The 24971-nt window shown below is 35.3% G+C and carries 13 protein-coding genes; 6 read left to right on the top strand and 7 right to left on the bottom strand.

Annotated elements, in window-relative coordinates; translation table 11 throughout:
• Positions 1–113 precede the first annotated feature (113 nt).
• Positions 114–1358, top strand: a complete 1245-nt coding sequence (locus BKM63_RS08745) for a glycosyltransferase (RefSeq protein WP_071636212.1) — start codon at positions 114–116, stop codon at positions 1356–1358.
• Between the two features lie 129 nt (positions 1359–1487).
• On the opposite strand, the gene BKM63_RS08750 is transcribed toward BKM63_RS08745, so the two are convergent.
• From BKM63_RS08750 to porU, 6 genes are all read right to left on the bottom strand, one after another.
• Positions 1488–3335: a hydrolase/aminopeptidase gene (locus BKM63_RS08750; RefSeq protein WP_071636213.1), complete on the bottom strand. Its 1848-nt coding sequence runs from the start codon at positions 3333–3335 to the stop codon at positions 1488–1490.
• A 124-nt stretch (positions 3336–3459) separates the two neighbouring features.
• Entirely contained in the window at positions 3460–5124 is a 1665-nt protein-coding gene (locus tag BKM63_RS08755) for a pyruvate dehydrogenase complex dihydrolipoamide acetyltransferase (RefSeq protein ID WP_071636214.1), read from the bottom strand.
• 6 nt (positions 5125–5130) lie between these two features.
• On the bottom strand, positions 5131–6129 hold the full coding sequence (gene pdhA, locus BKM63_RS08760) for a pyruvate dehydrogenase (acetyl-transferring) E1 component subunit alpha (RefSeq protein ID WP_057117535.1): 999 nt from the start codon (positions 6127–6129) through the stop codon (positions 5131–5133).
• 157 nt (positions 6130–6286) lie between these two features.
• Positions 6287–6769, bottom strand: a complete 483-nt coding sequence (gene cdd, locus BKM63_RS08765; protein ID WP_071636215.1) for a cytidine deaminase — start codon at positions 6767–6769, stop codon at positions 6287–6289.
• A 75-nt stretch (positions 6770–6844) separates the two neighbouring features.
• Positions 6845–8053 (bottom strand): type IX secretion system outer membrane channel protein PorV, encoded by a 1209-nt coding sequence (gene porV / locus BKM63_RS08770; protein WP_071636216.1) that lies wholly within the window; start codon positions 8051–8053, stop codon positions 6845–6847.
• Between the two features lie 42 nt (positions 8054–8095).
• Positions 8096–11935: a type IX secretion system sortase PorU gene (gene porU, locus BKM63_RS08775; protein WP_071636217.1), complete on the bottom strand. Its 3840-nt coding sequence runs from the start codon at positions 11933–11935 to the stop codon at positions 8096–8098.
• Between the two features lie 213 nt (positions 11936–12148).
• Between porU and gldJ the strand changes: the two genes are divergently transcribed.
• Both gldJ and BKM63_RS08785 read left to right on the top strand, forming a co-directional pair.
• Positions 12149–13834 (top strand): gliding motility lipoprotein GldJ, encoded by a 1686-nt coding sequence (gldJ, locus tag BKM63_RS08780; protein ID WP_071636218.1) that lies wholly within the window; start codon positions 12149–12151, stop codon positions 13832–13834.
• Between the two features lie 117 nt (positions 13835–13951).
• Positions 13952–15238 carry a UDP-N-acetylmuramoyl-tripeptide--D-alanyl-D-alanine ligase gene (locus BKM63_RS08785; protein ID WP_071636219.1) on the top strand — a complete coding sequence of 429 codons (1287 nt, stop codon included), beginning with the start codon at positions 13952–13954 and terminating at the stop codon, positions 15236–15238.
• A 30-nt stretch (positions 15239–15268) separates the two neighbouring features.
• On the opposite strand, the gene BKM63_RS08790 is transcribed toward BKM63_RS08785, so the two are convergent.
• Positions 15269–18139, bottom strand: coding sequence for a triple tyrosine motif-containing protein (locus BKM63_RS08790; RefSeq protein ID WP_071636220.1), 2871 nt, complete (start codon positions 18137–18139; stop codon positions 15269–15271).
• 346 nt (positions 18140–18485) lie between these two features.
• Between BKM63_RS08790 and BKM63_RS08795 the strand changes: the two genes are divergently transcribed.
• The 3 genes from BKM63_RS08795 (at position 18486) to BKM63_RS08805 (ending at position 24916) form a co-directional block, all read left to right on the top strand.
• The gene (locus BKM63_RS08795; protein WP_071636221.1) at positions 18486–21602 is read left to right on the top strand and encodes a SusC/RagA family TonB-linked outer membrane protein; all 3117 of its coding nucleotides are present in this window, start codon (positions 18486–18488) and stop codon (positions 21600–21602) included.
• Between the two features lie 15 nt (positions 21603–21617).
• Positions 21618–23132 (top strand): RagB/SusD family nutrient uptake outer membrane protein, encoded by a 1515-nt coding sequence (locus BKM63_RS08800; RefSeq protein ID WP_071636222.1) that lies wholly within the window; start codon positions 21618–21620, stop codon positions 23130–23132.
• Positions 23133–23461: 329 nt separating this feature from the next.
• Entirely contained in the window at positions 23462–24916 is a 1455-nt protein-coding gene (locus BKM63_RS08805; protein ID WP_071636223.1) for a glycoside hydrolase family 30 protein, read from the top strand.
• Positions 24917–24971: the final 55 nt, after the last annotated feature.

The raw sequence follows: 24971 nt of genomic DNA on the forward strand, positions 1-24971 counted from the left end.
ATTTCCCAGCATTTTAGTTCTTGCAAAATTAGTGTTTTTTATTACTAAAAATCAGGAAATGTGGTGTGATTGCGCTGAAAAAAGCATTATTTTGTAAGTTGAAATAAAATACAATGAATCAGATAAAAAAACTTCTTATAATTGGGTTTGTCTGGCCTGAGCCAAATTCTTCTGCGGCAGGCGGGAGAATGATGCAGTTGATTTCTATCTTCAAAGAAAACGGATTCGAAATTACGTTTGCCAGTGCAGCTTTAGATAGTGATTTTATGGTTGATTTGTCTGAGTTGGGAGTTGCAAAAAAAAGCATTGAACTTAATGCTGTCAGTTTTGATGATTTTGTAACCGAATTAAATCCGGATATTGTTTTATTTGATCGTTTTATGATCGAAGAGCAGTTTGGTTGGCGCGTAACCGAAAAATGCCCAAAAGCGATCCGGATTTTAGATACTGAAGATTTACATTGTTTAAGAACAGCGAGACAGAAAGCTTTTAAAGAAAATAGAAAATTTGAAATAACAGATTTATTTTCCGAAGAAGTGGCAAAACGAGAAATTGCCAGTATTTTGAGATGTGATCTATCTTTGATTATTTCTGAATTTGAAATGAATGTTCTAACGGATCATTTTAGAATTAATACCGATTTGCTTTTTTATCTTCCTTTTTTAGTTGATAAAATGTCTAAAGAAAATCTTTTGAAACTTCCTTCTTTTCAAGACCGCAGAAATTTTGTTTTCATTGGAAATTTTCTTCATGAACCTAACTGGAATACCGTTCAATATTTAAAAGAGGCGATTTGGCCTTCGATCAGGAAGGAATTTCCGGAAGCTGTTTTAGAAGTTTATGGAGCTTATCCTTCACAGAAAGTATTGCAATTGCATCAGCCCAAAAGCGGATTTTATATAAAGGGCAGGGCAGAAGATGCTAATGAAGTGGTAGAGAAAGCAAGAGTTGTTTTGGCGCCAATTCGTTTTGGAGCGGGTTTGAAGGGTAAATTACTAGAAGCGATGCAATGCGGAACGCCAAGTGTAACTACGACAATTGGTTCTGAAGCCATGCATTCCAATTTGCCTTGGAATGGATTTATAGAAGATGATGTATTTGAATTTGCTAAAAAAGCAGCTGTACTTTATCAAGATGAAAATCTGTGGAAACAAGCTCAAAAAAATGGCATTTCGATTATTAATGAGTGTTATCAAAAAAGTGATTATTCAGATAGGCTAATGCCGATAGTTGATTCTTTGTTGTTAGATTCAGAAAGTCATCGCCTTCATAATTTTATGGGGAATTTATTGCAGCATCACGCGTACCGAAGTACTATGTATATGTCGAAATGGATTGAAGCTAAAAATAAAAGCTAAAAAAAATCCCGATTACATTCGTAATCGGGATTTTTTTTAGATTTTATTTCAGTCGCAGTTTTCAGTCGCAGTAAACAGTTAGATGTAATCTGAATACTGAGACTGAGACTGAAAACGGAATATCGTAAACTATTTCAACAGATCTTCAACGGCTTGAATTGTAGTAGCGTGATACCCAGGTTTAGCTTTTTCAAAGACTTGTTTTGCCCAGATTTTTCCTTCCGGTGTTTTGGCCATTTCTTTGTAGAGCATCATTACTGATCCTGTTCTGCTGATTCCAATCAAGAATTGTTCAATTGCAGGATAGGCTGGTTTATAATTATGAATGACTGCCTGAACAAACCATTGGCGTTTTATGATAAAATTACCGCCTTTTGTAAAGTTGAATTCATTGTCAATTGCTTCCATTTCCTTTGTTGTAATATCATCTGGAAGATGATCTATAAAGTGCTGTTTTTCTGCGGTTGATGTAATTTTTTGACTTAAACCTTTTACGCCGGTTTCTCTCCAGCTTTTTTGGATACTGTCAATTGCATCAAAATCTGCAGAACTTACCGGGGTAATATTGGATGGAATTCCTGGTTTGTAAATCCAGTCTTCTGCTTTTATTTTATCAGCAAGAGTCTTGTCTCCTTTTATAAGATTTTCATTGTAATATTTGATAAAATCTTCTGTTGTTATGGATTTGAAAGCATGGGCGTCAAAATAATTTTTGATGAAAACATCAAATTTTTCACGTCCCACAGCGTTTTCGATAACTCTTAAAAAGGCATACCCTTTTACGTAAGGAATCATGCTGATTCCGTCATCAGGATTTCTTCCTGTTAGAGAAACTTTGAGTCTTGTGTCAGGACTTGTGTCTCCATATTCGGCTACATTGTCAATTAATTCTTTGCGGATGATAACATTTTGCATTTCAAATTCTTTCTTTCCAAAAATAGCTTCGCCAATACGGTGTTCTACATAAGTAGTAAAGCCTTCGTTTAGCCAAATATCATCCCAAGTGGCATTTGTTACTAAATTACCGCTCCAGCTGTGGCCTAATTCGTGTGCTAATAAACTAGTTAGTGAACGATCGCCGGCGATAACGCCTGGAGTTAAGAATGTTAGGTTTGGGTTTTCCATTCCGCCATAAGGAAAACTTGGCGGTAAAACCAATACATCGTAGCGTCCCCAACGGTAAGGTCCGTACAGTTTTTCGGCCGCTACAACCATTTTTCCAAGTTCTGCAAATTCCCAGGCAGATTTTTTGAGCATTGACGGTTCTGCGTACACTCCGGTTCTATTGTCAATTGCTTGGAATTCAATATCTCCAACGGCAATTGCCATTAAGTAAGATGGAATTGCTTTGTCTTGTTTAAAAGTATAAACTCCTGTATCGTTTTTCTTTTGCGGATTTACGGCGCTCATTACGGCTAATAAATCTTTAGGAACGGTAACTTTTGCATTATATGTAAAACGAATTCCCGGCGAATCCTGGCATGGAATCCACGTTCTTGACCAAACACTTTCTCCCTGAGAGAAAACAAAAGGTTTCTTTTTGTCGGCAGTTTGAGCAGGAGAAAGCCATTGCAGCGCCACGGCTTCTTTAGTGGTGCTGTAGTAAATATTTACTTTGGTAGTATTTGGTTCAATTGTAATATGAAGTGGTTTTCCGTGAAACTCAACATCTTTTCCAAGTTCAAATTTGGTTTGTTTTTCGTCATCACCTAAAGTTACTTTTGTAATATTTAATGTGTTTTCATCAAAAATAATTTCATTTCCTTTACTGATGTTGTCAATGGTCCAGGATGCTTTTCCTGAAATTGTCTGTGTGTCAAAATCGACTTTAATGTCGAGATCAAGGTGTTTAACTACTGCAAGTTCTGGTTTAGAGTAGCTGTGCTCGTCTGCAGTACTGGTTGGTTTTTCTGCTTGGTCTTTTTTCTGGCAGGCAATAACTGTAAGAAATAAGATTAGAAAGATTAGTTTTTTCATTTTATGAAGTATTGAATTTGAGAAGGGAAATTAAACAAAAAATCCCGTTTTGAATAAACAAAACGGGATTTTATTAAATATAACCTTCATTCGAAGCCTTTGGTTGGCCAGGCTGACATATAAATTATGCCAACATTGTAACTGGGCTTTCGATGTATTGTTTTAATGTTTGTAAGAACTGAGCGCCAGTTGCACCGTCAATTGTTCTGTGGTCACAAGCTAATGATAACATCATTGTGTTTCCAACTACGATTTGACCGTTTTTAACTACTGGTTTCTCAACAATTGCACCTACAGAAAGGATGGCAGAGTTTGGCTGGTTGATAATTGAATTGAATTCAGTAATACCAAACATTCCAAGGTTAGATACTGTAAAAGTACTTCCTTCCATTTCTTGTGGTCCTAATTTTTTGTTTTTAGCTCTTCCGGCAAGATCTCTTACTGAAGCGCCAATTTGAGATAAACTCATAGCATCTGTAAATTTCAATACAGGAACTACTAGTCCGTCTTCAACAGCTACAGCAACACCAATGTTAACGTGGTGGTTGATGATAATAGCATCTTCTTTCCACTGAGAGTTAATTTTTGGGTGTTTTTTCAATGCTAAAGCACAAGCTTTAATTACCATATCGTTGAAAGATACTTTTGTATCAGGCACTGTATTGATAGTTGCTCTTGCGCCCATAGCTTCGTCCATGCTTACTTCGATCACTAAGTTGTAGTGAGGAGCTGTAAATAAAGATTCTGCAAGACGTTTTGCGATAATTTTACGCATTTGAGAGTTTTTGATCTCTTCTGTGTAAACTTCTCCCGCAGGAACAAATACTTTTGGTGCGGCAGGAGCAGAAGCTTCTTGTTTTGCATCAGCAGTTTTTGCGGCAGGTTGTGCTTGTGCAGCTGGAGTAAAGTTTTCGATATCGCTTTTTACGATACGTCCGTTTTCACCAGATCCTTTAACCTGGTTTAATTGGATTCCTTTGTCAGAAGCGATTTTCTTAGCTAAAGGTGAAGCCAAAATTCTTCCTCCGTTTGATGAAGTATCAGCAGTTGCTTCTGCAGTTTTTTCAGCAGCAGGAGCAGTTTTTGTTTCTTCTGCAGCAGCAGGAGCACTTGCAGCGCCTCCGGAAGTATAGTTGTCAGCAATTCCAGAAATATCAGTTCCTGCAGGTCCAATGATAGCTAATAAGCTGTCAACAGGTGCAGTGCTTCCTTCCTGAATTCCGATGTATAATAAAGTTCCGGCATTGAAAGACTCAAACTCCATTGTAGCTTTGTCTGTTTCAATTTCTGCTAAAATATCTCCTTCAGCTACAGTGTCGCCTACTTTTTTCAACCAGGTCGCTACTGTACCTTCTGTCATTGTATCGCTCAAACGCGGCATAGTTACAACTACAACACCTTTTGGTAATTCAGTTGCAGCTTTTGCAGGAGCAGCAGTTTCAGTTTTTGCTTCTGCAACAGGTGCATCAGCTTTAGCTTCTGCTTTTGGTTCCGAAGCTTCGGAACTAGCAGGAGCGTCACCACCAGCTAAAAGAGCAGAAATATCTTCTCCTTCTTTACCGATGATTGCTAGTAATGAATCAACTGGAGCAGTTTCTCCAGCCTGAATTCCGATATGTAAAAGAGTTCCTTCGTTAAAAGATTCGAACTCCATTGTTGCTTTATCTGTTTCAATTTCAGCAAGGATATCTCCTTCACTGATTTTATCGCCTACTTTTTTTAACCAAGTCGCTACCGTTCCTTCCGTCATAGTATCGCTCAAACGAGGCATTGTTACTTTAATAGCCATAATTAATTATAGTTTATGAGGTGTAAATGGATAGTCTTCTTGTGCGTATACTACATCGTATAATTGTTGCAAGTCTGGATATGGAGATTCTTCAGCGAATTTCGCACATTCTTCAACCAGGTCTTTAACTCTTTGGTCGATTACTTCAATTTCTTCATCTGTAGCATATTTTTGATCCTTAATTACATCTAAAACCTGAGTAATTGGGTCAATTTTTTTGTACTCTTCAACCTCTTCTTTAGAACGGTATAATTGAGCATCAGACATAGAGTGTCCTCTGTATCGGTATGTTTTCATTTCAAGGAAAGTTGGTCCATCGCCGCGACGTGCTCTTTCGATAGCTTCGTGCATTGCTTCGGCAACTTTTACAGGGTTCATACCGTCAACAGGTCCGCAAGGCATTTCATATCCTAAACCTAATTTCCAGATGTCAGTGTGATTTGCAGTTCTTTCTACAGAGGTTCCCATTGCGTATCCATTGTTTTCAACGATAAATACAACTGGTAATTTCCATAACATAGCCATGTTGAAAGCTTCGTGCAAAGAACCTTGTCTCGCAGCTCCGTCACCAAAGTAAGTCATAGTAACACCGCCTGTGTTGAAATATTTATCAGCAAAAGCTAAACCAGCTCCTACCGGAATTTGTCCACCAACGATTCCGTGACCTCCGTAAAAACGGTGCTCTTTAGAGAAAATGTGCATTGAACCTCCCATGCCTTTAGAAGTTCCGGTCACTTTTCCTAAGAGTTCTGCCATTACGTTTCTAGGATCTACTCCCATACCAATTGGCTGAACGTGATTTCTGTATGCAGTAATCATTTTGTCTTTAGTCAGGTCCATAGCGTGCAAAGCGCCCGCTAGTACAGCTTCCTGACCATTATATAGGTGTAAAAAACCTCTAACTTTTTGTTGAATGTATAATGCTGCAAGTTTGTCTTCAAACTTTCTCCAAAGCAGCATGTCTTCGTACCACTTTAAATATACCTCTTTTGTAACTTCTTTCATCTGAATTCTTTCTTTTGCTAAAGTTGTTTGTGTTATCAATTGTTGCCTGTAACGCAAAATAGTTTCCTCCCACAAATTTGCGCCCGAAAGGTCGGGATGCAAAAATAAGACATTCCTATTAAGAACTAAAATTTAAAAGGTCTTTTTTGGCTTTTTTTTACAAGAACTTTTTATCAAACATAAAAGGGAGCAGATTTTTTAGGGATGCCGATTTGTAAACTTCACCAATTTCGCCCATAAAATAAATTTCTATAGGGGTGTCTTGTTTGATTTCATATTCTGCAATTGACTGACGACAAGAACCGCAAGGCGGAATTGGAGCCTGAGTTTGGTTCGTGTCTGAAGCCGCGGTAATTGCTATTTTTAAAATTTTAGCTTCGGGATAAGCGCTTCCGGCATAAAAAATGGCAGTTCTTTCTGCGCACAATCCTGATGGATATGCGGCGTTTTCCTGATTTGATCCTAAGATTATTTTGCCATTATCAAGAAGTAAAGCGGCTCCAACTCTAAATTGTGAGTAGGGAGCGTAAGCTTTTTTACGAATTTCGACCGCCTGATTCATTAAATCCTGAATGTCCTGAGAAAGCTCAGCGATGTTGTCGTAAATTGTAAAGGATGATGTAATGCTTATTTCTTTCATTTTATATTGAGGAAAAAAAATCCAAATTCCTAAAAAATAGAAATTTGGATTGTAATTGTATTTTATGTTTTTTGTTTAATAAACTTCGTATTTGTCGCCAAAGTTAAAGGTTAAAGAAAAGCGAAGTGTATTTTCTAAAGGATTTTTCATTTTTGATGCTGAGAATAAGTATGAAACATCCACTTTTATCATGCTGTATTTAAATCCTGCTCCTAGAGAGAAGAACTGTTTTGCTCCTTTCATTGGGCTTTCGTGGTAATAACCTAATCGCATTGCAAAGGCATCCTGATACATATATTCTGCAGCGGCACTGTAAGTAATCTCTTTTAGCTCTTCGCTAAATCCGCCTGGAGCATCTCCAAATGATTTAAAAATTCCGGATACCCATCCAATGTCTTTGTAGTTTTTATAATTCGCTGCGTCTGCCTGAGCCTGAGAAATATCTCCCGGATCTGTAAAGTCGCCGTCTCCATTAGCGTCATAAGGTGTTCCAGGCCCTGGAGGAGTTGGCACTAAAAGTTTAGTAAATTCAAGACTTACGGCAAGTTTATTGTATTCGTCAAAAATAAAATCAAACCACCCACCAACTCTTAAGTTTGCTGGTAAAAAGTTGGCGCTTAAATCGTCATTATCATAACTGATTTTTGGGCCAAGATTTTGAATATTGAAACCTGCTCTCCATCTTCCGTTAAAATCTGAATAAGCAATTTCTTCTGATTGATAAAATCCGGCAACATCTACAGCAAAAGAACTTGCGGCTGATGCATCAATTTCTTCAGTTGCTACTTTTAAATTTGAATTAATGAAACGTGCTGCAACGGCCATCGAGAATGTCTCGCTTAGTTTTAATGAATATGATCCGTCAATTGCGAGTTCATTTGGGTTTACTTCCCTTGTTGGTTCGTTAGGATCGCCTGTTTGTCTTAGTTCAATTCCTCCAAAACCAAAGTAACGAAAACTACCTGCAAAGGCGCTTCGCTCATTAATTTTGTTATAATATGTTACCTGGCCAAGTGAAATATCATTGGCAAGATCTGTTAAATAAGGAGTGTAACTGATAGAAAGTCCTTGTGCATCTTCTGCAAAAGCATACTTCGCGGGATTCCATTGTTGAGAAAAAACATCTGAAGAAGTTGCAACACCCTGGTCTGCAAGACCTGCTGCTCTCGCATCTGCTGCGACTAATAAAAAGGGTACTCCAGTGGTAATAGGGCGCTCAATATCTTGGGCTTTTGCGAATGTGGTAATTAATAAGCAAATTAATAGAAGCGATATTTTTTTCATTTGTGGGCTTAATGATATTTAGGTTACAAATATATACAATGATTATAGAATGACAAGTTTTTCGTATTTTTCTGCTTTTTTATTTGTTAAATTAGATTTAACTGTGAGTTTATAGATATAAACTCCTTTTCCAATTCTGTCTCCAAAATCATCCCTTCCGTCCCACGTAATCTCTCTTGATAAAAAGCCTTCTGTTGTTATGGTTTGATTTTTAGTCCAAACCACTTTTCCTGTAATTGTCATGACCTGAACCTGAACATCTAAAGGTTCGTAAGGCCTGTTGTGCGAAAACCAAAATTGCGTATAGGTTGAAAACGGATTTGGATAATTAAGAACGTGTGTTAGTGTTAATGCATCGTCGCCTACCACAACAAATTGTATTTCGCTTGTTACAGGATTGTTGTAAACATCCCATGCCGTGAAACTAATTGTGTGTAATCCTGCAGAAAGATTTCGAAGCGGAAAACGTAAATTTCCATTTGTATAATCATCTAATTTTGTTTGATAATAGTCATTCAAAATATAAGGATTACTAACATCACCATCCAATACAGCTACAATATCATGCCCAATTCCGCTCGCTGTATTTATACCATTTTCGTCCTCCAAAAAGGCTAAAAGAAAAGGTGATGCATTTGTAATTCCGCCGGATACAAAAGTTTCATCGTTCATATATAACTTAACTTTCGGACTTATATTGTCCTGAGGTGCATTTTCATTTATACCTCCGATTTTAATTGCGGTATTAAAGCCTGACTGGTTTTCTAAAGTCTGGTTTTTCTTCGAATAAAAACTAATTCGGCCATTGTCGACAGGTATACGAATGTCTCTTGGTACAACAAAGCTAAATTCAAATTGTCCGTTGGTTACCGTTGCATTCCCTCTAAATATGGTTTCTCCAAGAGTTTTAAATGACATTGCAGGGCTATATCCATCATTATTTAATGTTGTGGAGGTAATCATTTTGTCGAAAATTGCTGTTGCAAGTTCACCATTATAATTGCTTAAAAGGATGTTGTTTTCATCTGTAATTTCACCTGTAATTTTCATTTTTGCCAAAGATTTAAAGTCAGAAATTGACTGTGAAATCACAATATCATTTACTTTCGTTAAATTAATGCGTGGTTTTGGAATTGCTAGCATTAAAGCAGGGTCTCCAATGCAGACTACTACATTGCTGGCGGAACTTGGAGTTTCGTTTTTTGCAATTCGAAGCGATTCTGCGATGCTGTTATATTGATTGGAACCGTAAGAGAGAAGATTTTTGTTTAAAACGTCATTGAAGTTTTCGGCATTAGGCTGGCCAATTTCACGAATTGTGGTCAACATGGAAATGGCGCCTCCTTTTGGGTTCCAGAAAACATATTCTCCGGCGGTTGGTCTTGACGGATCATCAAATCTTGAAAATTCGCAGGTAATTGTGATAAATAAAGGGTATTTGTACTGATTGTTTAGATTTTGTCCGTCAGATTTCTCCCAAATTCGTTCGCTTGCGAGTCCATCTTCGCCTCCATGGCCTAAATAATTAAAGACTAAGGCGCCTTTTTCGAACGCATTAAAAAAATCACTTCTTGCTTTGGGGTATCGTGATCCGCCTGCCGAAGCTTCTTGTGTATAAGCGTCCAGAAGAATTTTGTCAATATTAAAAAATGGTTTTTCAGAGGCGATAACATCGGCTAAATTATTTTGGCGTACTTGCAAGGAGGCGTCAGAAGCTCTGTCTGAATCGTCACTTATTAAAACAACATTATTTCTCCAATTTCCGTATGATTTAGTATCGTGATATTCTAAAACTTTATTGACCATTTCTTGTGCCTGTGCATTGTCTGAAACTAACATTCTTCCTACTGCAATGTCAATTCCTCCAAACGGAAAACCAACAACACCTTCATTAGAATCCATAAGCCCGAAGAAGTCGTCAGAAGCAAATGAGGCTTCGCCTATAGTATTACTTTTTAGGGATTGATATATAGGTACAATATTATTATTGTTTAAAATACGGTTTTTATAATCAAATGAAGCATCTCCAAACAGATTTAAATATTTTATTCTTTTTTCTGGAGAAGATGCGTTGTTGTAAATGTATCTGATGCAGTTTCGTATTGCAGCGACATCTTGTTTTCCCGAAGAGAATTCCTGGTAGATGTTTTCCAGTGAAATAACCTTTACGTTTAAATTAGAGTAAGTGCGATGAAAACCCGCTAATTTTTCGGCCTGGGAAATTAGAAATTTTGGAGTTACAATTACATAATCAATATCCTGAAAACTGTTTTGATTGTTTCTAAAAAGTGTTCCTTTTAAGTTTTGATTGGGTACTTTTGACTGACTTTCTTTTAATGGACTGTAATAATCCGTTGGATCAATAGCAATATATTTTCTGATTTCTCCTAAACTTGCTTTAAAAGAAAAAGAGGCTTGATTTGCATTTTCGATTTTTGATATATTATATAGGTCTGTAATATCCCAAATCTGCGAAATACCTGCGGCGTTTCCAATAGTATAATTTACGATTCCGGCAGTTGAACCCGCTGAATCGTATTGAAATTTAAATTGTTTTCCGGTTCCCAGAAGTTTTCTTTTTGCAGTAAGATTAATGTAGTCCAGGTATCCTTTTGAACCCGGGACACCATTATTATTATAGGTAAGTTTGATTTTTATGGTTTCGGCTCCTGTAAATGTTGTGTTGTTTGGAAGCTTTTCGCTGAAGTATTTAGTGTCTGAATTTGGGATAATACTGCTAAAAGTAATCGTTCCGATGTTTTGCCCGTTTGCCGAAACTGCAAAGGAAGTCGCTGTAAAAGCAGCAGAAGCCGCGGTTAAGTCTATTTTTACAGGAGCGGCAGTGTCAAGATTTGGGAAGCTGAAGCTAAATTCTTGTTCCTGATTGATGTCAAAAGCTTCTCCAAGCCATTGACGGCCTAAATGAGCAATGTTTGTCTGGTCGATTTCATGAAATTGATAGTCATCAAACGTGTTTAGCTGTAAGGTGCTGTTTCCTGCAGGCTGATTCAGGTTGGAAATTCTTTTTCCTTCGTTTCCTGAAATTGTCACATAATAATACGATTTTGTATCGTAAAGATTGAGGTTTGTCTGGTTTTCGGCATCCCAATTTTCTATTCCTTCGCCATAAAAAAGGATATAATCTTCGTTATTAAAAATACCGTCGCCTTCGCCAATAACCTGAATGGCGTTTTCTTCTAAATCTTCGGGATAATACACATTATTTGCAAGAGGCAGCATTCGTCCGCCATTTCCATATATTTTTATTGTTCTGGGATCAACTTTGGAAGGGTCGAATCCCAGGCTTTGTAAAAAAGACTTAGTAATTTTATAAACACCTGATTTTTCTACGTAAAATCGATACCAATCGCCCGAAGCTAAAACAGAATTTGAAATCGCGGCTGATTTTTGAAAACTGGAAGAACTGCTGTTTTTGGCAGTTGAATTATTATGTATAGCGTAAGAAAAAGATCGGATTCTTTTAAAGCTGTTTCCTTCTTTAATTATAGGGTTAAGAAATAGAAATGCTTGTTTTTGATCTCTCGAATTAATAATTTTTAACGTTTCATTAAGTTTATCAGGGATGTTTTCTATAGATAAGTCTCCTAAATCAGCTCTTGAAACTGTTTCATAATTGATGCTGGTTATTTCGGCTAAACTGCTGTTTGAAATGTTTGGCTGATTTAGATTAAGCAGTAATGTTATGTTTTTTTTTGTAATGTCGAAGCGAAAAGCACTTCCTGAAAAGTATGGAATTGTGATTTTACTCTCGCCGTAATTTATCTCTTTTTTGTTTTGCCAATCAAGCGTGAAGCTCCCATTTGACTGAGAAAATGAAAGAATTGGAATTAGAATAAAGTATAAGATTAGGGCTTGTTTCATTGGTTTCAAAAACGAAATTTAATCAAAAAAAAATTAGTAAGTAAAAATATAGTATTTCATGTTACAGTAAATAATAAAAAGTATATTTTTGCGTTCGTAACTATAGGTTATTTTCTGGTAAAAAACAGCTAAATAAAATTATTAGAACAGATGTTGCTAATTAAATGTTAATTATTATATTGCAGCACCTAAATTTATCACCTAAGAATGAGTATGAAAGTAAACAAAATTGTAGTCTTGCAATTAATGATGTCAATAGTATTGATGTTGGGCACGGCTAGTTGTAGCAAAAAATCTAGTTCCTCTCACGCTTCTAGAGCAACTGGCTGGGATGTAGATAGTCAGAATGGAACAGCTGCTAGAAATGCAGGGAAAAAACAACAGGCTGGACCTGGTTTAGTTTTTGTTGAAGGAGGTACGTTTACTATGGGTAAAGTACAGGATGATGTTATGCATGATTGGAATAACACACCAACTCAACAACACGTTCAGTCATTTTACATGGATGAAACTGAAGTTACTAACGGTATGTACTTAGAGTACCTGGAGTGGCTGAAGAAAGTTTTCCCTCCAACAGAAGAAAATTACAAAAATATTTACGAAGGAGCATCTCCTGATACTTTAGTATGGAGAAATCGTTTAGGATATAACGAAACGATGACTAATAATTACTTAAGACATCCTTCTTATGCTAACTACCCTGTAGTAGGTGTTAACTGGATTCAGGCAGTTGAATTTAGTAAATGGAGAACAGACCGTGTAAACGAAGCTGTTTTAGAAAAAGCCGGATATCTTAAAAAAGGAGCGAAAACTGCAGATGTAAGTGCAGAAAGCTTATTTAATACTGAAGCTTATTTAGCTTCTCCATCTACTACTTATGGTGGAAATGAAGAATTAGTATTGAAGAAAAACCCAACAGGAAGAAAACCAAGAGCTGGAAAAGATGGTGTAGTGCCTGAAGAGAAAAACGTGTACGCACAACGCTCTTCTGGAGTAATCTTGCCAGAATACAGACTTCCTACTGAAGCAGAATGGGAATATGCAGCTGCTGCAGATGTTGGACAAAGAGAATACAACATTTACAAAGGACAAAAGAAATATCCTTGGTCTGGAGATTATACTCGTTCATCTAAGCGTAAAAACAAAGGTGATCAATTGGCTAACTTTAAACAAGGAAATGGTGATTACGGTGGAATTGCCGGATGGTCAGATGACGGTGCAGATATCACAAATGCTGTAAAAAGCTATGCTGCAAATGATTTTGGTTTATATGATATGGCAGGAAACGTTGCAGAATGGGTTGCCGATGTTTACAGACCTATTATTGATAATGAAGCAAATGATTTTAACTACTACAGAGGAAATCAATATGCTAAAAACAAAATTGGTAAAGACGGTAAAATTGAAATCGTTTCAACTGCAAATATTAAATACGATACTTTAAGCAATGGTAAAGTTGTAGCAAGAAATCTTCCGGGAGAAATTGCTCAGGTTCCAGTTGATGAGCAAGAGACTTACTTAAGACAAAACTTCAGTACAAGTGACAATATCAACTACAGAGATGGTGATAAACAATCTTCTAGATATTTTGACTTTGGAGATTCTGAGTCAGGATCTAAAGCAGATCAGGCAATGTACAACTCTCCTAAACATAATGTAACAACAGACAGTTTAGGTAAGATGATCAGAAAATACGATAACTCAAGTAAACGTACTACTTTAATTGATGATAAAGTAAGAGTTTATAAAGGAGGTTCTTGGAGAGACAGAGCATATTGGTTAGATCCAGCTCAAAGAAGATATTTCCCTCAAGATATGGCAACTGATTATATTGGTTTCAGATGTGCAATGTCTAGAGTAGGTGCTAAAACCGAAAGAAGAAAATCACCAAGAAACTAAGGTTTAGAAAATTCTTAAATAAAATTCCAAATTCCAATGACTGAATATTCAGTTCGGAATTTGGAATTTTTTTATTGCTTTTTTCCTATTTTTATAGTCTTAAAAAAAGAAAAATAAATGAATATTCAGGAAATTCATAAATTGTTTTTACAATGCAAATCTGTTTCAATTGATACTAGAAAAATTGAAAAAGATTCTATGTTTTTTGCTATAAAAGGCGAAAATTTTGATGCAAATACTTTTGCAAAACAAGCACTTGATCTGGGTGCATTATTTGTTGTTATTGACAATGAATCTTACTTTATTGACGAAAGGACTATTTTGGTCGATAATAGTTTGCAGACACTTCAGGAACTGGCAAAATTTCATCGTAAATATTTGCAATTACCTATAGTTGCTCTTACGGGAAGCAATGGCAAAACCACTACAAAAGAACTTATAAATGTAGTTTTATCGAAAAAGTTCAAAACCAAAGCAACGGTTGGAAACCTAAATAATCATATTGGGGTTCCGTTGACTCTTTTGTCTTTTACAAAAGAAACAGAAATAGGAATTGTAGAAATGGGGGCAAACCATAAAAAAGAAATTGAATTTTTATGCGAAATTGCCCAGCCGGATTATGGATACATAACTAATTTTGGAAAAGCACATTTAGAAGGCTTTGGCGGAGTAGAAGGTGTCATTGAAGGGAAAAGTGAAATGTATAAATATCTTGCAGCAAATGATAAATTGGTTTTTGTAAATCTGGAAGATCCTATACAAATCGAAAAATCCAAAGACATTAAATCGTTTGCTTTTGGAATAAATAAAGAGTCTGCAGATTTAAAAATTAAAGATATTCAGGCAAACCCATTTGTGATAGTAGAATACAATGATTTTAAAGTAGAATCTCATTTGATAGGACTTTATAATGCTAATAATATTAATGCTGCAGCGGCTATTGGAAAATACTTTGAAGTTGAAGATTCTGGAATAAAACAGGCGATAGAAAACTATATTCCTGAAAACAATCGATCTCAATTATTGAAAAAAGGTTCTAATCAGATCATTCTGGATGCTTACAATGCAAATCCAAGTAGTATGGCTGTGGCGATCACTAATTTTTTACAATTAGAAAATCAAAACAAAATCATGATTTTAGGTGATATGTTTGAATTAGGAAATGAAAGCGAAAAGGAACATAAATTAATTATAGATTCGCTATTAAATCAAGATAGATCGGTTTGTTATTTAATTGGTAAATATTTTTACGAGAATAAAGTTTCAGATGTAAATATTCATTTTTTTGAAACTTTTGATGCGTTTGCCGATTACCTAAAAACCATTCATTTTAAAGACAATACTATTTTAATAAAAGGATCCAGGGGAATGGCGCTGGAACGTACTTTAGAATATATCTCATAAAAAAAGATCCGACATTTGTCGGATCTTTTTTTAAATGCTCATTAAAAAACCAATCAGGTTTTCTTTTTTATTTAATCCCAGCTTTTTTCTAAGCCTGTAGCGGGCAAGCTCAACGCCTCCGCCAGAAATATTCATGATTTCTGCGATTTCTTTTGTGGACATATTCATTAAGAGATAAGTCGACAAATCGAGTTCGCGTGGTGAAATCGTTGGGTATTTTTCCTTTAAACGCTTTAAAAATTCAAAATGCACATTCTTGATGTGTTTTTCGAGATCTTTCCAGCTTTTATCAGTGTTAACTTCTTTTACAATGCTTTTATTAAGTTTGCTGACTTGAAATTTGGTTGAGTCGTCTAATGCATCAATGTCTATTTCTTTTAATTTATGAATGATTCCATTCAGGATTTTATTTTTCTTTACAACCTGAAGGGAATTATTAACCAGTTCTTTATCTTTTGCCAGGATTTTAATCTGCAATTTGTCATTTTTTAGTTTCTCAATTTCTTTTTCAAGATCATACTGCTCTTGCCTGATTTTAGATTCTTTTTCAAGATATAAACGTCTTTGTTCGATAGTTTCGTAGTACTTGTTTTTTCTGATTTTCATTTTGATTCTATTCGAAATAAAATAAATGGTGATAATAAGTAATATAAAATACAGCATAAAAGCCAGAAAATGTCTGTACCATGGAGGCGAAATGGTAAAAGAAATTATGGATGGTTCTGATTGTATACCATAGCTGTTTCTCACTTTTACTTTCATTGTATAATCACCCTCGCGTAAGTTTGTGTACTCTTTTATTGAGATGGTAGACCAGTTGCTCCATTTCTCATCAAATGGCTCTAATTGATAGGAAAACTGGACATTTTCGAGGTTTTCATAAGTTGGAGATGAAAAGGTAAACCGAACATGATTTGATGAATAAGGAACTCGTATATTTTCAGTTTTATTTTGGTTATTTCCTAATACAATCGTGTCGCCGGGAAATGAAAAGCTTCGGATAAAAGCTTTTGGCTTAGTGGTGAAATTATTAAGAAGTTCCGGGTCATAATGCGCCAAACCATCAGTTAATCCAATAAAAATATTTTTAGAGTCGATGGTATTTACAGATAAATAATTGCTTACCAGATTTCCTGTTAAATTAGAAAATGGCGCCACAATATTTTTGTACTTATTCTTCTCTTTCATAAGTACTCCGATAGATTCATCAAAAGCATACCATAAATTTGACTGGCTATCTTCGGATAATGCGTTTATGACAGGAATATTTTTGAACAAATCGCTTAAATGTTTGTCTTCGTAAAACAGCTCTTGTTCTGTAGAATATCTGAAAAAATGATTATTAGTTTGAAAATAAACTTTTCCGTCAATTTGCTGAAGGCTTCCTATGTTCCTGTATTTGGATGTTAAACGATCTATTTTTTTGATGCTTGAGAATCGAGATAAATCATCGCTCAAAGTCATACGGTAAATAGATTCATCTTTTTTAAGCCACAAATATGACTGATCAAGTTCAAAGCTGTTTGATGACTTATCGAAGCCCAAAAGTTGGTTTTTAAAAGTTAGTCCGGCACCTGTTTTTTGAAAAACAGCAAAACCATCATAATTTGAACCTATAAAGAACCCAGGATGATTAGGTATTTTCTTAAACCCAAAATATCCCTTTGAATCAATTATACGAGTAACTCTTCCTCCGTTTATAACTAATGCCCCTCTGTTATTGGCGCAGATTAACTCGTTGTCTATTATTTGTACATTCCATGACTGCGCTGTCGTTCCTTCTACTAGTTTAAAAACATCTTCTTTAAAATTATTATTCCATGCATGGTAAAAAACACCCTGGTTAGTTGCTACGTACAAATTTCCCTGATGAATAACAGAAGCATAGACGGTACTAATATCGTAGCTAAAGCCAAAATAAGTAAATGGTGAACTTTGATTCACGTAAGCGATACCATTGTCTAATCCCAGCCATAAGTTGTTTTTATTATCAATAAATGAAGTTAGAACAGTATTATTCTGTAAACCTTTCTTTCTGTTGATGTGCTGAATGATTTTCCCGTTAAAATCACAAATAATAATTCCGTCTAACACAGAATTTAAAACAATAAATTTATTGTTGATTACAGAAGCTCCCAATGAGTTGTTCTTCTTTACAAAATTATTAGCTTCAGTATTCCAGGGAGTTACTGTATTGTTTTCATATATAAATAATCCTTTTTCGAGGGTTACAATTAAGGTCTTGCCTTTTCCTATAGAATACATTGCCCAAACCTCGGTGCTGTTGAGGCTTTTGGTGTTGGGTAAAGCATACAGTTTGCCATTTTTGTATTCTAAAATTCCCTGCTCAATGTCCTGAAAGTAAAGCCTGTTATTTACAACAAAAGAGAATTGAAAACGCTTTGGGGCTTTTAAAATAGTTAACGTATTGTTTTTGAAAATATAAGCTCTCGCAAATGATTGAAAAATGATCTGGTTGTCTACTGCGTGAATTTTCCAGATAAAGTCAATTATTTTGATTTTGTTTTTATCTACTTTTTTAGCAAGAGACGTGTATTTGAGTTTTCCTTTATTGTCTGGCTGGAAATATCCAAATTCATTATAACCTCCAACGAAGATTTTTCCGGAATCGCCAATTTTTAAACATCGTACTGAGGTTAAATTTGGCAGTGGATATTTTTTCCAGGAAGAACCATCAAATTGTAAAAGACCGTTATTATTAGCAAAGTATAGATTTCCATTTTTATCCTGTCCGATATTCCAGTTTTGAGTTCCTCCCTTATATTCATTTCGCTTGTAATTTCTTACATCCGGAAGTCCTATGTTTTTTACTTGTGCAAAAAAGCTAATTGTGAATAATATAAAAAAAGTCGTATAAAAATATGATTTTATCAATTTCATAGTTTTTTTAATTTTCAATAGATTTTAATTGTTAAAGTGTTTGTTTTTAGTGTTTTAAGGTCTGTTTGTTCAGTACTATCACGATGTAGCGACCTGTTTTTTTTATAAAAATAAGCAAACTTAGATTAGTGTAGTGTTTATTTTTACAATTAACATTTTGCTAACATCCTATATTTTAAATTTAATTTGTTGTAAATTAATGTTTTAAAAAAAATATGATGTGTTTTTGTAATGTATAAAATTTTACTTTGATGTGTTTTTGTAGTGAAAATTAGTTGTCGATAGTAAAAAATTAACTTTATTATTGCATCAAATTACTAATTAATTAACCAAAATTTTTAGAAAAATGAAATTAACAAAATTACTTATTTTTTGTGTTTCGTCTTTGTTATTCTCGGTTATAGCTGTGGCTCAGGATACCACAGTAAATGGAATAATAAACGATGAAAGTGGAATGCCGGTTCCGGGCGCAACAGTTGTATTAAAAGGTACAACAAAGTCGACCGCATCAGATTTTGATGGGAAATTCCAAATACAAGTACCTTCAAACGGAGTTTTGACAGTTACTTTTATAGGATATACTACAGTTAATGAAGCTGTAAACGGAAGAACAAAAATTTCAATTCAATTAAAGCCAGAATCACAAACCTTAAATGAGGTTGTAGTAGTTGGATACGGAACTCAAAAGAAAGCAGTTGTTACAGGAGCTATCTCTAGCGTAAAAGCAGCAGATCTTGAAAAAGTACCAAACGGACGTGTTGAACAGTCTTTACAAGGACGTGCAGCAGGTGTATCTGTGGCTGCGACTTCTGGACAGCCTGGTGCGGCATCAAAGGTTCGTATTAGAGGTATAACTACTTTTAGAGAAGGCGGTAATGATCCTTTATGGGTTGTTGATGGTGTGGCTGTAGATGCGAATGCAATTGGTTTTATAAATCAAGGTGATATCGAATCTATCGAGGTTCTTAAAGATGCTGCTTCTGCTGCGATTTATGGTACTCGTGCTGCAACTGGGGTTATTCTGGTTACAACTAAAAAAGGAAAATCAGGAAAAATTTCTGTGAATTATAACGGTTTCTTAGGAACATCAGCTCCTGCGAAAAGATTAGACATGTTAAATTCTCAACAGTATGCTACGTTAATGAATGAAAGATCTGTTAATGATGGTGGGGCAGTTAAATTCCTTCCTGCTGACATTGCTAAAATGGGTGCTGGTACTAACTGGCAGGATGCAATATTTAATGATTCAGCTTTTAGATATACACACGAATTAAGTATTAGCGGTGGTGGAGAAAAATCTACGTTTTATGCTTCTTTTGGAATACAAGATCAAGAGGGTATTGTAGCAACAGATATTTCTAACTATTCAAAGAAAAATTTCCGTTTAAACTCTACGCACAAAATTTCTGATTACTTTACTTTTGGACAAACTTTTGGTTACACTCACCAAAAAACTAAAGGTATTGGAAACGTAAATAGTGAGTTTGGTGGTCCTTTAAGTTCTGCAATTAACTTAGATCCGCTTACTCCTTTGGTTGAAACGGATCCTAATGTAACTAATACAGGTTTCTACACTAACCCAAATGTGGTTAGAGATGCTAACGGAAATCCTTACGGAATTTCGTCTTATGTACAACAAGAGATGACTAACCCTCTAGGTTATATCCAAACAAGATTAGGTGGTTTTGACTGGTCTGATGATTTTGTTGGAAACGCTTATTTGGAGGCTAACATAACTAGCCACTTAAAATTTAGAACTACACTTGGTGGTAAATTGGCTTATTGGGGAAAACAAGGATTTACACCTGTTTTCTTCTTAAATCCAAACATGAAAGAGGATAGAAACAATTACAGCCAGGACAATAATAAATCTCTTTCCTGGACACTTGAAAACATTTTGACTTACTCTAATAAATTTGGAGATCATAATGTAAATATTTTAGCTGGACAAGGAGCTTATGTTGAAAACATTGGAGGGACTATTGGAGTAACTATGTATGGTTTACCAATTACAAATTACAGAGATGCTTCTTTTAACTTTGATATTCCTCAAACAGACAGAGTAAACAGAGCAAGTGATTTTGATCAACACAAATTAGCTTCGTTGTTTTTACGTGCCAACTACGATTACATGGAAAAATATCTTTTTACAGGAATCGTTCGTCGTGATGGATCAACTCGTTTTGGTGAAAATAAAAAATGGGGAGTTTTCCCATCATTCTCTTTAGGATGGGTAATTTCAAAAGAAGGATTCTGGAAAGAGAACAATGTAGTTAATACTTTAAAACTACGTGGAGGTTACGGAGTTGTAGGTAATGATAATATCGCCGATTTTAAATACAGAGGTTTAGTTGTTGGAGGATATAATTATTCTGTTGGAAATTCAGGAACAATTACTACTGGTTACGGAAACTCTACTTTGCCAAATGCTGATTTAGGATGGGAAGAAACATCTCAAACAACTTTTGGTCTTGATGCAAAACTTTTTAATGACTTTAACCTTGCTCTTGACTACTACAAAAAGAGAACAAAAGGAATTTTAAGAGATGTTGTTATTCCTGGATATGTAGGAGCTGTTGATCCTCCTTCTGCTAATATTGCAGATATGGATAATAGTGGTTTTGAGGTAGAATTAGGATACAAGAAAAGACTTGGGGATTTTAATTTAGGTGTAAATGCAAACTTTGCTTACTTGAAAAATGAAATTACTTATGTAGGATCATCTACGAACTTTATTGTTGGAGATGCCACTTTTCAATCTATGGGACCTGTAACAAGAACGCAGGTTGGTCACTCATTTAATGAATTTTACGGATTTAAAACTGCAGGTATTTTTCAAAATGCAGCAGAAGTTGCGGCATACAAAAATGCTTCCGGAGGTTTAATTCAGCCAAATGCTAAACCTGGAGATTTCCGTTGGGTTGATTCAAACGGTGATGGTTCTATCACAGATGATGACAAACAATTTTTAGGAACTAACATCCCTAAATATACTTTTGGTCTTACTTTAAATTTAGATTACAAAAATTTCGATTTCATGGCATTTGCCCAAGGATCAGCAGGAAGTAAAATTTTCCAGGGTTTAAGAAGACTTGATGTATTAAATGCTAACTACCAAACAAAAGCACTAGATCGTTGGAATGGAGAAGGAACTTCAAATGACTATCCAAGAATGACTGCTAATGACCCAAATAAGAATTTCACTAATATGTCTGATTTTTATCTTGAAAATGGAAATTACGTTCGTTTAAAAATTGTTCAGGTTGGATACACACTTCCATCTAGCTTATCATCAAAAGTTGGTTCAGATAAAATTCGTTTTTACTTAACTGGAGAAAACTTAGTGACTTTTACAAAATACACTGGATATGATCCGGAAATTGGAGGTCAGGTTTTTGGTGTAGATAAAGGAGTTTATCCGCAAGCAAGATCTATCCTGTTTGGAGCTAACGTTCAATTTTAAAAAAATTAAAGAATTATGAAAACTAAAAATTATAAATACATATATATTGCTGTAGCAATGGCTGCTCTGGGATCTTGTTCTGAAGATTTCGTGACCATTAATCCAAAGGGGAAATTTGATACAAGCACTTACTTTTCTAACGAACAACAATGCTACGCTGCTCTAATTGGAACTTATGATCCATTAAGAAAAAACACTGGTGGTTTTGAAAATTTAGTAGCAATGCTAAATGCAGGTTCAGATGATTTTTATGCTGGAGGCGGTAGTTCTACAGATGGAAACGGAATTCAAAATTTCTCAACACACTCGCTTACTTCAATTAGTATTCCAGGAAGTTTCTGGAACGATCATTATCAAGGTATTTCGAGAGCAAATCTTTTATTGAATAAACTTCCGGCAGCTTCTATGGATGATGCTGTAAGAGCAAGATTTGCTGCAGAAGCTAAAACACTTCGTGCATTTTACTACTTTAATTTAGTAAGAATGTTCAAAAACATTGCTTTGGTTTTAGAACCGTTTACTACACAGACTATTTATAATCCGGAGCAGGTTAAACCAGAGGTAATTTATGCATTAATAGAAAAAGATTTATTAGAGGCAATTCCTGTTTTACCAAATACTGTTGTTACAAGTACTGAAGCAGGTAGATTTAACAAAGGAGCTGCTCAGGCATTACTTGGAAAAGTGTACTTGTATGAAGGAAAAAATCCTCAGGCAGCAGCAATTTTAGCGGAAGTAAATGGTACGCCGGGTGTAAATGTGGCTAATCAATATGGAAATAAATTACTGCCTAAATTCAGTGACCTATGGGTAACTTCAAATAAATTTAATGCAGAATCTATTATAGAAGTATCTCACAGTAGTGCTGGTAACACAGATTGGAGTTTCTGGGGACAAGGTAAAGATGAAGGAAACTCTCTAAACCAAATGGTTGGGCCTAGAGGATATTCCAGACCAACTGGTTCTGATGCTGCTGACCTTCCTTCAGGATGGGCTTTTAATCCGGTGACACAAGGTTTATATGATGCAATGAAGAATGACCCAAGATTTGAAGCTACTATTTATGATTTAAAAGCTTTAAAAGCAGCAGGGAAAGCAAACTATATTCCAGCTTATCAGGATACAGGTTACTTCCTGAATAAATACCTTCCAAGACAATCAGACGTTCGTACTGGCGGTGGTAATCAAGAGTTGAATTACAAACAAAATTCTTATGTTATCAGACTTGCTGATACTTACCTAATGGAAGCAGAAGCTTTAGGATCAGGACCAAGAGCACAAGCTTTACTTGATGCTGTAAGAGCAAGAGTTGGATTGCCTTCTGTTCCTGTAACATTAGCAGCTATTAAACACGAAAGAAGAATGGAATTAGCTGGTGAAGGACATAGATTCTTTGACTTAGTTAGATGGGGAGATGCTGCAACTGCATTATCTGATAGAGGATTTGATGCTGGTACAGATGAAATTTTCCCAATTCCTTACACAGAGCTTAATGGTACTAAATTGAAACAAAATCCAAATTACCAATAATAAATACCAAAGATTAATATAGTGTATGCCTAATGCAGATAGCAGCATTAGGCACTACACTAAGAAAAGATAGTTTTTTTAATACAGTTGTTTCGCTTCATCATAAATAGGATTGAGCCTTGAATCTGTGCTAAAAATCTCAGAGAAATTTCTTTGTACGTTTTGTAAAAAGAAAGCAAAACTGAGAAAAAATAAAGTTTAAGTTAAGTTTAAGTTTGGTTGTAAGTAGCCCATAATCAGTATGAGTATGGGCTATTTTTAAATCCTTAGGCCGTCAGGGAAGGAGTTCCTGAAAAAACTTCGATTTAAAACTAAATATTAAGGAAAGAATGAAAAAAAATACTTTAAAGTTTCTGTGCCTTTTGTTTTCTATAACGGCAGCAGCACAACAAACAAAAGCAAAAAAGGAATTTACTACTGCAGGAAAGAAAATTACGGTTTATACCACAGCTGAAAACTCTAATCTACGATTAACAGCAACTGATAATTTATCCTTTTCAGCCTCAAAACAGCCACTTGAAACTGAGATTTCTGTTTTTGTTGAGCCATCTAAAAAATTCCAGACTTTTATGGGAATTGGCGGTGCCATAACCGATGCGAGTGCCGAAATTTTTGCCAAACTTTCAAAAGAAAAACAAAGCGAATTCTTGAATGCCTATTACGATAAACAAAAAGGGATTGGCTATTCTTTGCTAAGAACCACGATTCAAAGTTCTGATTTTAGCAGTGGAAGCTATTCTTATATCCAGGAAGGAGATAAAGATTTAAAGACTTTTTCTATTGATCACGACAGACAATTTCGTATTCCATTAATTAAGCAGGCCATCCAGACAGCGGGAGGAAAATTATTAACTTATGTTGCGCCCTGGTCTCCAAATGCTTTTATGAAAAGCAACGGGAATGTACTAAAAGGCGGAACATTATTGCCGGAATATTATCAGACATGGGCAAATTTTTATGTCAAGTTTATAAAAGAATATCAAAAAGAAGGTATTCCAATTTGGGGAACATCAACTCAAAATGAGCCAATGGCTGTTCAAACTTGGGAATCTTGTATTTATACTGCCGAAGCCGAAAGAGATTTTATTAAAAACTTCCTGGGCCCAACATTAAAAAAAGAAAAACTGGGAGATGTAAAAATTATTGCCTGGGATCACAATCGTGATTTAATGAATTACAGAGCAAATGTAATTTACTCTGACCCTGAAGCTTCAAAATATGTTTGGGGAATGGGATTTCATTGGTACGAAAACTGGTCTGGCGGTGATTCAATGTTTGATAACGTTGCCAAAGTAAACGAAGCATATCCAGATAAAAAACTTTTGTTTACAGAAGGTTGTGTGGAGAAATTTGATGCTGCAAAATATCAGTTTTGGGGCAACGGTGAGAGATACGGAATTTCGATGATTAACGATTTCAATAACGGAACTGCCGGCTGGACAGACTGGAATATTCTTTTAGATCAAAACGGAGGTCCTAACCATGTTGGTAATTTTTGTTTCGCACCAATTCATGCTGATACTGCAACAGGTCAGTTAATCTACACACCATCGTATTATTACATTGGACATTTTTCAAAATTCATTCGTCTAAATGCAGTAAGAGTTAGTTCTGCAGTAAGTAGAAGCGGACTTTTAAGTACTTCGTTTTTAAATACAGATGGTACAATGGCAACTATCGTAATGAATAAAACAGATAAAGAGATGACTTACAATTTGATTATAGCCGCAGAAAAAACAATTGTCAAAATTCCTGCACATGCTATTCAAACACTTGTTTATTAATATTTTTTGAGTTAATCGAGGGTTGATTATCAATCATCTATATCAACCCTCATTT

Origin of the sequence: Flavobacterium johnsoniae, from assembly GCF_001879205.1 — a bacterium.
Lineage (GTDB): Bacteria > Bacteroidota > Bacteroidia > Flavobacteriales > Flavobacteriaceae > Flavobacterium > Flavobacterium johnsoniae_A.

Bases quoted from the DNA above. Each gene is read 5' to 3' on its own strand.
- BKM63_RS08745 (WP_071636212.1), top strand. From the start codon at position 114: ATGAATCAGATAAAAAAACTTCTTATAATTGGGTTTGTCTGGCCTGAG.
- BKM63_RS08750 (WP_071636213.1), bottom strand. From the start codon at position 3,335: ATGAAAAAACTAATCTTTCTAATCTTATTTCTTACAGTTATTGCCTGC.
- BKM63_RS08755 (WP_071636214.1), bottom strand. From the start codon at position 5,124: ATGGCTATTAAAGTAACAATGCCTCGTTTGAGCGATACTATGACGGAA.
- pdhA (WP_057117535.1), bottom strand. From the start codon at position 6,129: ATGAAAGAAGTTACAAAAGAGGTATATTTAAAGTGGTACGAAGACATG.
- cdd (WP_071636215.1), bottom strand. From the start codon at position 6,769: ATGAAAGAAATAAGCATTACATCATCCTTTACAATTTACGACAACATC.
- porV (WP_071636216.1), bottom strand. From the start codon at position 8,053: ATGAAAAAAATATCGCTTCTATTAATTTGCTTATTAATTACCACATTC.
- porU (WP_071636217.1), bottom strand. From the start codon at position 11,935: ATGAAACAAGCCCTAATCTTATACTTTATTCTAATTCCAATTCTTTCA.
- gldJ (WP_071636218.1), top strand. From the start codon at position 12,149: ATGAAAGTAAACAAAATTGTAGTCTTGCAATTAATGATGTCAATAGTA.
- BKM63_RS08785 (WP_071636219.1), top strand. From the start codon at position 13,952: ATGAATATTCAGGAAATTCATAAATTGTTTTTACAATGCAAATCTGTT.
- BKM63_RS08790 (WP_071636220.1), bottom strand. From the start codon at position 18,139: ATGAAATTGATAAAATCATATTTTTATACGACTTTTTTTATATTATTC.
- BKM63_RS08795 (WP_071636221.1), top strand. From the start codon at position 18,486: ATGAAATTAACAAAATTACTTATTTTTTGTGTTTCGTCTTTGTTATTC.
- BKM63_RS08800 (WP_071636222.1), top strand. From the start codon at position 21,618: ATGAAAACTAAAAATTATAAATACATATATATTGCTGTAGCAATGGCT.
- BKM63_RS08805 (WP_071636223.1), top strand. From the start codon at position 23,462: ATGAAAAAAAATACTTTAAAGTTTCTGTGCCTTTTGTTTTCTATAACG.